The sequence below is a fragment of the Lactobacillus delbrueckii subsp. delbrueckii DSM 20074 = JCM 1012 genome, assembly GCF_001433875.1.
In the GTDB taxonomy this organism is placed as follows: domain Bacteria; phylum Bacillota; class Bacilli; order Lactobacillales; family Lactobacillaceae; genus Lactobacillus; species Lactobacillus delbrueckii.
In genome coordinates, this window is the sequence record NZ_AZCR01000056.1 from 327 (window position 1) to 9,472 (window position 9,146).

The following is a 9,146-nucleotide window of genomic DNA, read 5'->3' on the forward strand; positions in this document are numbered from 1 at the left end:
AATGCAAGAAATGCGGCGAGATGAATGCGAATATCGCCGCAGCCAAAAACATATTGAGTAGATTAACTGAAGATTAACTGACGAAGAAATCACGCTTTACACGCCTTACAAGCGAGTTAAGGAGATTCTTGCCAGTCGGATAAAAGAAGCATAAGGCAAGCAATACTACAAAGTTGAAGGCTTTAGCATGTAAGAGCAGTCAGCTTTAACGAACTCAGTTCGGGGTATTAAAATCGCGGCTTGACTGCTTCGAGATGCATCACGATATGCTTGCCGGCTTTTTGCGGGCAAGATGCCTTTCCGACTGCCAGGCTAAAAGTTTTCAGTGGGGCAGATAAAAAGCTATTGGATGACGCTACCCGGCGTTATTTGACAGCCAACCGTACTCACTGACCTTAACTTCAAAAGGTTAAAAATCTGATTTCTTTTGCCAAGTTGAATCTACTCATAGATTTAACTAGAAAGGAATATCAGAAAAACTTACCAATATTGATGTGATTATCAAGATTTAGTAAGTTTTATGATTCGGAAATATGAAGCAGATTGTTGTGAAAGTTCTTGCGAATACGTTCCTGTTGTGATTGGCAAAATTAAGCTTTAAGCAATCGGGCTGAAAGTGAAATTAGCCCTTGACGGGCAATCTTAGACCTAGTACAATAGTAGGAGTTGAGAACAAGAAGAAGCCCCCGCTTCTCGCCTAAGTTATTTAACCTCTGGGCAAATCGATATTTTCTGTTGATTTTAAAGGCGGGTGCTATATGCCCGCTTTTTTCTTGTCCTCGAAATTAACATGGAGGTGAACAGTTATACCACAGAAACAAAACAACATGATCCTTAACGAAAACATCCGCGCTCGTGAAGTTCGGCTGATCAACGCTGAGGGTGAACAAGTTGGGGTCGTGTCAAGAAATGAAGCTCTGCGCCAAGCGAGCGATGCTGGCCTCGATCTGACTTTGATTTCACCAAACGCCAAGCCGCCTGTAGCAAAGATTCTTGATTATGGTAAGTACCGGTTCGAACAGCAGAAGAAGCTGAAGGAATCACGCAAGAATTCCAAGCAGGTCAGCGTTAAGGAAATCCGTTTGAGTCCGGCGATTGAAGGCAATGACTTCGAAACCAAGTTGAAGCATGCACGCAAGTTCTTAGAAAAAGAAGGCGCCAAAGTTCGTGTTTCGATTCGTTTCAGAGGCCGGGCAATCACGCACAAGGAATTAGGACAACAAGTGCTGGAAAAGATGGCCGAAGAAACTTCGGATATTGCTGTTGTAACCAGCCGGCCAAAGATGGAAGGCCGTCAAATGTTTTTAATGCTCAGTCCCAAGAGTGATAAAGACAAGAACAAACAATAGTTAATTGGAGGAATTTTACCATGCCAAAGATGAAAACCCACCGCGCTTCAGCTAAGCGTTTTAAGAGAACTGGTAACGGCGGTTTGAAGCGCCACCACGCCTTCACTGGTCACCGTTTCCACGGTAAGACCAAGAAGCAACGTCGCCATTTGAGAAAAGCCGCTATGGTTTCACGCAGCGACTTGAAGCGCATCAAGCAAATGCTTTCCCAAATGCGTTAATTTACTATTTTTTTAATACACTAACGATATTAGGAGGATTTTCAGATGCCAAGAGTTAAAGGTGGTACCGTTACACGCGCACGTCGTAAGAAGGTTTTGAAGCTTGCCAAGGGTTACCGTGGCTCAAAGCACGTTCAATTTAAGGCTGCAAGCACTCAATTGTTCGTTTCATACAAGTACGCATTCCGCGACCGTAAGAAGCGCAAGAGCGAATTCAGAAGACTGTGGATCGCCCGGATCAACGCAGCTGCTCGTCAAAACGGCTTGTCATACTCAAAGATGATGCACGGCTTGAAGCTGGCTGGTGTTGACATGAACCGTAAGATGTTGGCTGACATTGCCTACAACGACGAAAAGACTTTTGCCGCTTTAGCAGAAACTGCTAAGAAGGCTTTGGCTTAATTCTTTGGAAGAAACGCATCTAGCTTGGCTAGGTGCGCTTTTTCTTTGTTAAATGCCGGCTTTCAGATATAATTAAGGAAGATGAAATTTAAGGAGGAAAACTCAGACATGAGTGAAGAAATTCGCTGCATCGGCTGCGGCGCGGCTCTGCAGAGCCAGGACAAGCAGCTGCCAGGCTACCTGCCGGCCAGTGCCCTGGCCAAGGTGGAAAATGGTGAAAGAGACGAAGTCTACTGCCAGCGCTGCTTCCGCTTGCGCCACTACAACGAGATCATGCCGGTCTCCCTGGACAATGATGACTTTTTAGCACTTCTGAACACCATGGCGGAAAAGAAGGCCTTGATCGTCAACGTGGTGGACCTGTTTGACTTCTCCAACTCGCTGATTTCTTCTTTGAAGCGCTTTGTCGGCACAAATGACTTTATCCTGGTCGGCAACAAGCTGGACCTCTTCCCGAAGAACTCCAAGGAAAGCAAGATTAAGGACTGGATGCGGCAGGAAGCCAACCGGATGGGCCTCTACCCAAAGGACATCTTCCTGATCTCCGCGGCCAAGAAGAAGAACCTGGACACTTTGATCGACTACTTGAACAAGCACAGCCAGGACCAGGACGTCTACTTCGTCGGCACGACCAATGTCGGCAAGTCGACCTTGATCAACGCCATTATCGATGAAATGGGGGACGTCCAGGACTTGATCACCACTTCCCGCTTCCCTGGGACCACTTTGGACCAGATCGAAATTCCCCTGGACAACGGCCACTTCTTGGTCGACACCCCAGGGATCTTGACCGACAAGCAGCTGGCCAGCCGGCTGGACCCGAAGGACCTGGACCTGGCTTCTCCAAAGAAGCCGCTTAAGCCTGCCACTTATCAGCTTTTGCCAGGCAATACCATCTTCTTGGCCGGCCTGGGGAGAATTGACTACCTGAAGGGGCCGTCAACCAGCTTTACTATCTATGCTGCCCGGGGCATGTACATCCACCGGACTAAGACGGAGAAGGCTGACGAATTTTACCAAAAGCATGTGGGCGAATTGCTGTCTCCGCCAGGGCCAAACAGCGACCTGCCGCCGCTTAAAGGGCAGGAGTACTCCATCAAGTACCGCAGCGATGTATTGTTTGCCGGGGTAGGCTTCATCACTGTGCCGGAAGGCTGCGTGATCAAGGCCTACACGCCGGGCGGAATCGGCTTGGGAACCAGAAGAGCTTTGATTTAGAGGTTGTAACATGGATTCATTGGTAGATTTCAGTAAAGAAACGCAAGTAAAAGTGCAGACGGCTGAGAGCCAGCGGAAAGGCAAGCAGATCGGCATCATGGGCGGCACCTTTAACCCGGTGCACATGGCCCATTTGGTCGCCGCTGAACAGGCCATGACCAAGCTGCACCTGGATGAAGTCTGGTTCATTCTTGACAATATTCCCCCGCATAAGGACGCTCCCTTAAACGTGTCTGCCCGCGACCGGGCCACTATGCTGGATTTGGCTACCCGGGACAATCCCCGTTTCAGGGTTAAGCTGCTGGAACTCTTCAGAGGCGGCGTTTCTTACACGATTGATACCGTGCGCTATTTAACCAAGAAGGCGCCGGAAAACACCTACTACTTGATCATGGGCAGCGACCAGGTCAACAGCTTCCACAAGTGGAAGAATGCTGAGGAACTGGCCAAGTTAGCTACCTTGGTCGGTATCCGCCGGCCGGGCTACCCGCAAGATCCGCAATATTCCATGATCTGGGTTGATGCTCCGGACATCCGACTCAGCTCAACTGCTATCCGCCAGGCTGTCTCAACCGGAACCTCAATCCGTTACCTGGTCCCGGACAAGGTTCGCGAATATATTGAAGAAAAGGGGCTTTACCGTGACTGATCCAGTTTTTAAGGAAACATATTCCCCCTTGTCCAGCAGTGAATTGGTGGCCAAGGAGAAGAGCATGATGGATGAAAAACGCTTTGCCCACTGCGTCCGCGTCAGTGAAACGGCCCGGACCCTAGCCAAATTGAACGGCTATGACGAAGACAAGGCGGCTTTGGCTGGTTTTGTCCACGACTATGCCAAGCAGATTCCAGTTGAAGAATACATCAAGGTCATCAAGGAAGAAGGCTTTGATCCGGATCTTTTGAACTGGAACCGGGCTATCTGGCACGGGATCGTGGGCAGCTGGTTCATCAAGCGCGACCTCGGCATCACCGACCCGGAAATTTTAACCGCTGTCTACCGGCACACCACCGGGGACGTGGAAATGACCACCCTGGACCAGATCGTCTTCGTGGCTGACTATATTGAGCCGGGCCGGACTTTTGCCGGCGTTGAAGAGGCCAGAAAGACCAGCTACGCGGATTTAGCTTCCGGGGTTGGCTATGAACTGGCTCACACTCTGGCCTTTTTAGTCCAAAAGAGAAGCAAGATCTACCCAAGAACTCTGGCTGCTTACAATGTCTGGGCAGCTGAGTAATAACAGATAAATTAAGAGTAACTAAACATTAGGAGAAAAATTTGAAGAGCGAAGAATTACTTGACTTAGTTTTAAACGCAATCAGCGAACGGCACGGGGAAGACACCGAAGCCTACGACATGCGCGGCATCAGCATCCTGGCTGACTACTTCGTGGCCACCAGCGCCACTTCCAGCCGCCAGCTGCACGCCATTGCCAACAGCATCATCGAAGCCTGTCACGAAGCTAATTTCTACGACTACCGGGTTGAAGGCAATCATGACTCAGAATGGCTCCTGGTTGACCTGGGCGACGTCGTTGTCAACATCTTCTCAGAAGATGCCCGGGCCTTCTACAACCTGGAAAAGCTCTGGGCTGACGGCAAGCGCGTGGAAATCGAGGAAGACTAGGCAATGAGCGTTGTCGGGATTGTAGCTGAATATAACCCTTTCCACAGCGGCCATGAATTCCTGATGAACCAGGCCCGCTTGATCGCCGGTGATGACCCCATTATCGCGGTCATGTCCGGCAATTACGTGCAAAGAGGGGAAATGGCCATCCTGGACAAGTGGTCCAGGGCCCGCAGCGCCATTGAGGCTGGGGCTGACCTGGTCTTTGAGCTGCCTTTTTCCTATGCTGTCCAAGCTGCCGACATGTTCGCTACCGGCGGGGTCGACCTCTTAACCCGGCTGGGGGCCAAGAACCTGGTCTTTGGGGTCGAAGACGCCAACTTGAATTTTGAATATTTCGGCGACCGGATCTCCAAGATCCCCCGGCAAAGGCAGGAATTCGCCGACTACAGCCAGACTTATTCCACCCAGTACAACCAGATGGTGGCCCGGGAAGTCGGCCATGAAGTCAGTGAGCCCAACGCGATTTTGGGCCTGGCTTATGCCGTGGCTAATGCCAATCTGGGCTCGCCCTTAAAGCTCAGCCCGGTCAACCGGGTTGGGGCCGGCCATGATGACATCCTGCAAAGAGAAGCAGCTGTCCAAAGTGCCAGCGCTATCCGCAACCTCCTTTTAAACGGGGCCGAGCGCTCAGAACTGGAGCAATGGCTGCCAAAAGGGGAAATTGCCGCTTTTGACCAGGAAAAGGTCCTGCCCAACTGGGAACTGCTCTTCCCGTTTCTGAAATACCGGCTGGAATCAGCCTCAATCAAGGAAATGCAGCAGATCTACCAGATGAGCGAGGGCCTGGAATACAAGTTCAAGGCAGAAATCCACCTGGCTAAAAATTTCGCTGACTTCCTCCGCCGGGTCAAGTCCAAGCGCTACACCTATTCAAGGTTAAGAAGACTGAGTCTTTATACTCTTTTGAACGTGACTGAAGCCGATGTCTTAAACAGTTATGACCATGTTTCCACCATGCTTCTGGCTTACAGCAAGCGGGGACGGAAATATTTGAAGCAGCAGCGGAAAGACTTTGAGATCGATATCGTTTCCAAAGTGGACCGCAAGAATGCCCAAGAAGGGACCCTGGGCCTGCAGGTCAGGGTTGACCGCTTATTTGAACAGATTGTTGGCGCTGACCAGAACTTTGGCCGGCGGCCACTCGAGGTAAATTAATGCTAGAACTTTCAATTTCCCAAATCAAGAACAGCCGGGAGCCATTGACCCAGATCTCAGCTGATTTGACTTTTGCTGATGGCTTTTACCAGCGGGCCAAGGACCTGGTCTATGAGGTAAAAAGCGCCCACGTGGAAGGGCAGCTCTTTTATGACGAACCCTTCGTGACTGGCAATTTCCAAGTGGAAGCCGACCTCTTGGTTCCGTCCTCCCGCAGCCTGGAAGCAGTTCCTTTGAAGCAGAAATTCAGCTTCGTGGAAAATTATTCCGACCATGAACCGACCCAGGAAGAAAAGGAACTGGGCTTGATGATCATTCCGCTGGATGATGACCGCATTGACGTGCAGACGGCCGTGGAAGACAACATGCTCTTGAATATTCCAAGCACGGTTTTGACCAAGGAAGAAGCTGAAGAAGACCTGTACCCAGAAGGGCAGGGCTGGGAAGTCATGTCTGAACAAGACTTCGCCGGCCAGAAGAAGGACCAGGTCAACCCGGCCTTTGCCCAGCTGCAGGGTCTTTTGGACAAGATGCAGGCTGAAGAAGACAAAGATAAAGCTGAAGACGAAGAGAAATGATCTTCCTTAAAAACAAGTCTTTTTCCAGAGAAAATTAATCTGGCGGAGGACTTGTTTTTCTTTGGGACTTGTTAAAAAGCTGATTTTGGGCTATCCTAGAATTATTAAAATATACTTTAAGATTATACTTGGATTCAGCGGACCCAAATTAAATCGATAGGATATGAGGGGATAAAAACATGCCGAAAATTTTAATTGTTGAAGACGAAAAGAACCTGGCTCGTTTCGTCGAACTCGAACTCCAGCACGAAGGATATGAGACCGTAGTGGAAAACAACGGCCGCAAGGCTTTGGACCGCGCTTTGAGCGAAGACTTCGACGCGATCTTGCTGGATTTGATGCTGCCAGACTTGAACGGTTTGGAAATTGCCCGCCGGGTACGGCAGAGCAAGACCACGCCAATTATCATGATGACGGCCCGTGACTCCGTGATTGACCGGGTATCAGGCCTGGACCACGGGGCTGACGACTACATCGTCAAGCCATTTGCTATTGAAGAACTCCTGGCCCGCTTGCGCGCTGTCTTGCGCCGGGTCAAGATCGAAAAGGACGCCTCAAAGGACAAGCTGCCGCGGCAAAAGGTTGTCAAGTTCAAGGACTTGACCATCGAAACCGCCAACCGGATCGTCCACCGGGGCGACGGCAAGACCGTTGACTTGACCAAGCGGGAATACAACCTGCTCATGACCTTGATCGAAAACAAGAACAATGTTGTTGGCCGAGACCAGCTCTTGAACAAGATCTGGGGACCGGAATCAAACATCGAAACTAACGTTGTCGAAGTTTACGTCCGTTACCTCCGCAACAAGATCGACATCCCTGGCCAGCCATCTTACATCAAGACGGTGCGCGGAACCGGCTACATGGTCAGAGACGAGGAAGACAATGCTTAAGCAAAACGCCGCCAGCGGCAAGAAGGGGACCAGACACGTTTCACTGATCGTGAGATGGGTCAGCATCGTCGCGATGACGATCATGGTCTCCTTTCTTGTTTTCTCAGCTGTCGTCTACAATACGGTCAAGCAGGAAGCCCTGAGCCAGCAAAAGGATACGTCTAACGAAGTTGTCAACGTCCTCCGCAAGCGTCTAATCGGCATCGATGATGAACTGGAGATCACCAACGTGGTCCAGCAACTATCACCGAACACCAGACGGATTTTAACGGGCAGGCCGGCTCTGTCAGAAAATGACAACAGCAACAGCAGCGTTTTTGGCGACTCGGTCTTAAGCACCGTGACCAACCCTGACATGACCGTGGCGATCTATAATCTCCGCAATGAGATCGTCTTCCACAACGGCGATAGCGCCCCTAAACTGGTCAAGTTCACCAGTGAGAGCAAGAGTGTGGTCAAGGAAGGCAAGGATGGGCAAAGTTCTCTTTATGTCTACCGGAAGGTCAGAAACCGGAAGAGCCATAAATTGACTGGCTACATTGTCGTAAAGAACCAGATGACCGGCTACAACCGCTTGATTTCCAGGACATTGAAGGCCATGCTCTGGCTCTCAATCCTAGGGATCGGCCTGGCGATTATAATTTCCTACCTGGTTGTCCGCAGCGTCGTCAGACCAATCAACAAGATGTCCAAGGTGGCTAGGGAAGTCAACGCCGACCCGAACAGTACGGCCAGAATTCCCGAGCTGCACAGAAACGACGAACTGGAAGAGTTGGCCCTGTCTTTCAACATGATGCTGGACCGGATGCAGAAGTATATCGAGCAGCAGAAGCAGTTCGTCTCTGATGTCTCCCACGAATTGAGGACGCCTGTAGCGGTCATTGAAGGCCATCTGAGCATGCTTAAGCGCTGGGGCAAGGATGGACCCGCAGGTCCTGGAAGAATCCATTGACGCCTCGATTTCAGAGGCTGAGCGGATGAAGCACTTGATCCAGGAAATGCTGGACCTGACCCGGGCTGAACAGATCAGTGTCCACTACCCGAATGCCATCGCTGAACCGATGGAAGTCTTGACCCGGGTAGTCGGGGACATGGGCATGGTTCACCCGGACTTCAAGATCTCTCTGGAAGTTGAGGACCTGGATCCGGATACTAAGATTCAGATCTTCCAGGGCCACCTGGAACAGATTTTGATCATCTTGATCGACAACGGGATCAAGTACTCAACCAACCGCAAGGAAATTGCCGTTGCTGCCGGCCAGTCCGGCCAGGAAATGCAGATCGTGGTCCAAGACTACGGGGAAGGGATTTCCGACGAGGACAAGAAGAAGATCTTCAACCGCTTCTACCGGGTAGACAAGGCCAGAACCCGGGAAAAGGGCGGCAACGGCCTGGGCCTGTCAATTGCCCAGAAGCTGGTGGAATCCTACCACGGGACCATTGACGTTGAATCAGTCTTAGGGCAGGGGAGCCAGTTCAGAATCACCTTCCCGGTCTTGACTGATGAAGAAGTCAAAGAATTGGAAAGCCGGGAAGAGCAAAAGCAAGCTGGAACTGAGAGTCCAAAGCAAGATCCGACAATTTAACAGAATTTAGAGCAAAGTAAAAGCCGCTTTTCAGCGGCTTTTTGATATGACCCCCGAAATTAGGACACTAATTTCGGGGGTTATTTTCATGACTAAATACACTAAAGAAATCAAACT

The 9,146-nt window shown here is 50.4% G+C and carries 10 protein-coding genes, 2 pseudogenes and 1 other annotated feature; all 12 genes and pseudogenes read left to right on the plus strand.

What is annotated here, in order from left to right; all coding sequences use genetic code 11:
* Positions 1 to 154, plus strand: a pseudogene (locus FD23_RS10680) (RNA-guided endonuclease TnpB family protein); the annotation flags it as partial.
* Positions 155 to 668: 514 nt separating this feature from the next.
* Positions 669 to 780 (plus strand) — a sequence feature (ribosomal protein L20 leader region).
* 47 nt (positions 781 to 827) lie between these two features.
* A complete protein-coding gene (gene infC, locus FD23_RS07090) occupies positions 828 to 1,349 on the plus strand; it encodes a translation initiation factor IF-3 (RefSeq protein ID WP_035184717.1) in 522 nt (173 codons plus the stop codon).
* Positions 1,350 to 1,369: 20 nt separating this feature from the next.
* On the plus strand, positions 1,370 to 1,570 hold the full coding sequence (gene rpmI, locus FD23_RS07095; RefSeq protein ID WP_002879235.1) for a 50S ribosomal protein L35: 201 nt from the start codon (positions 1,370 to 1,372) through the stop codon (positions 1,568 to 1,570).
* A 45-nt stretch (positions 1,571 to 1,615) separates the two neighbouring features.
* Positions 1,616 to 1,972, plus strand: a complete 357-nt coding sequence (gene rplT / locus FD23_RS07100; RefSeq protein ID WP_002879237.1) for a 50S ribosomal protein L20 — start codon at positions 1,616 to 1,618, stop codon at positions 1,970 to 1,972.
* Positions 1,973 to 2,080: 108 nt separating this feature from the next.
* Positions 2,081 to 3,190: a ribosome biogenesis GTPase YqeH gene (gene yqeH / locus FD23_RS07105; protein WP_002879238.1), complete on the plus strand. Its 1,110-nt coding sequence runs from the start codon at positions 2,081 to 2,083 to the stop codon at positions 3,188 to 3,190.
* 10 nt (positions 3,191 to 3,200) lie between these two features.
* On the plus strand, positions 3,201 to 3,839 hold the full coding sequence (locus FD23_RS07110) for a nicotinate-nucleotide adenylyltransferase (protein ID WP_003615623.1): 639 nt from the start codon (positions 3,201 to 3,203) through the stop codon (positions 3,837 to 3,839).
* The gene (yqeK, locus tag FD23_RS07115; RefSeq protein WP_002879240.1) at positions 3,832 to 4,425 is read left to right on the plus strand and encodes a bis(5'-nucleosyl)-tetraphosphatase (symmetrical) YqeK; all 594 of its coding nucleotides are present in this window, start codon (positions 3,832 to 3,834) and stop codon (positions 4,423 to 4,425) included. Before FD23_RS07110 ends, yqeK begins: the two co-directional genes overlap by 8 nt.
* Positions 4,426 to 4,466: 41 nt before the next feature.
* The gene (gene rsfS, locus FD23_RS07120) at positions 4,467 to 4,814 is read left to right on the plus strand and encodes a ribosome silencing factor (RefSeq protein WP_002879243.1); all 348 of its coding nucleotides are present in this window, start codon (positions 4,467 to 4,469) and stop codon (positions 4,812 to 4,814) included.
* A 3-nt stretch (positions 4,815 to 4,817) separates the two neighbouring features.
* Positions 4,818 to 5,972, plus strand: a complete 1,155-nt coding sequence (locus FD23_RS07125; RefSeq protein ID WP_052933715.1) for a nucleotidyltransferase — start codon at positions 4,818 to 4,820, stop codon at positions 5,970 to 5,972.
* Positions 5,972 to 6,550, plus strand: coding sequence for a DUF177 domain-containing protein (locus tag FD23_RS07130; RefSeq protein ID WP_002879245.1), 579 nt, complete (start codon positions 5,972 to 5,974; stop codon positions 6,548 to 6,550). Before FD23_RS07125 ends, FD23_RS07130 begins: the two co-directional genes overlap by 1 nt.
* Before the next feature lie 179 nt (positions 6,551 to 6,729).
* Positions 6,730 to 7,443 carry a response regulator transcription factor gene (locus tag FD23_RS07135; RefSeq protein ID WP_002879246.1) on the plus strand — a complete coding sequence of 238 codons (714 nt, stop codon included), beginning with the start codon at positions 6,730 to 6,732 and terminating at the stop codon, positions 7,441 to 7,443.
* A pseudogene (locus tag FD23_RS07140) lies at positions 7,436 to 9,029 on the plus strand (ATP-binding protein). The gene FD23_RS07135 and the pseudogene FD23_RS07140 overlap by 8 nt, the downstream one beginning before the upstream one ends.
* Positions 9,030 to 9,146: the final 117 nt, after the last annotated feature.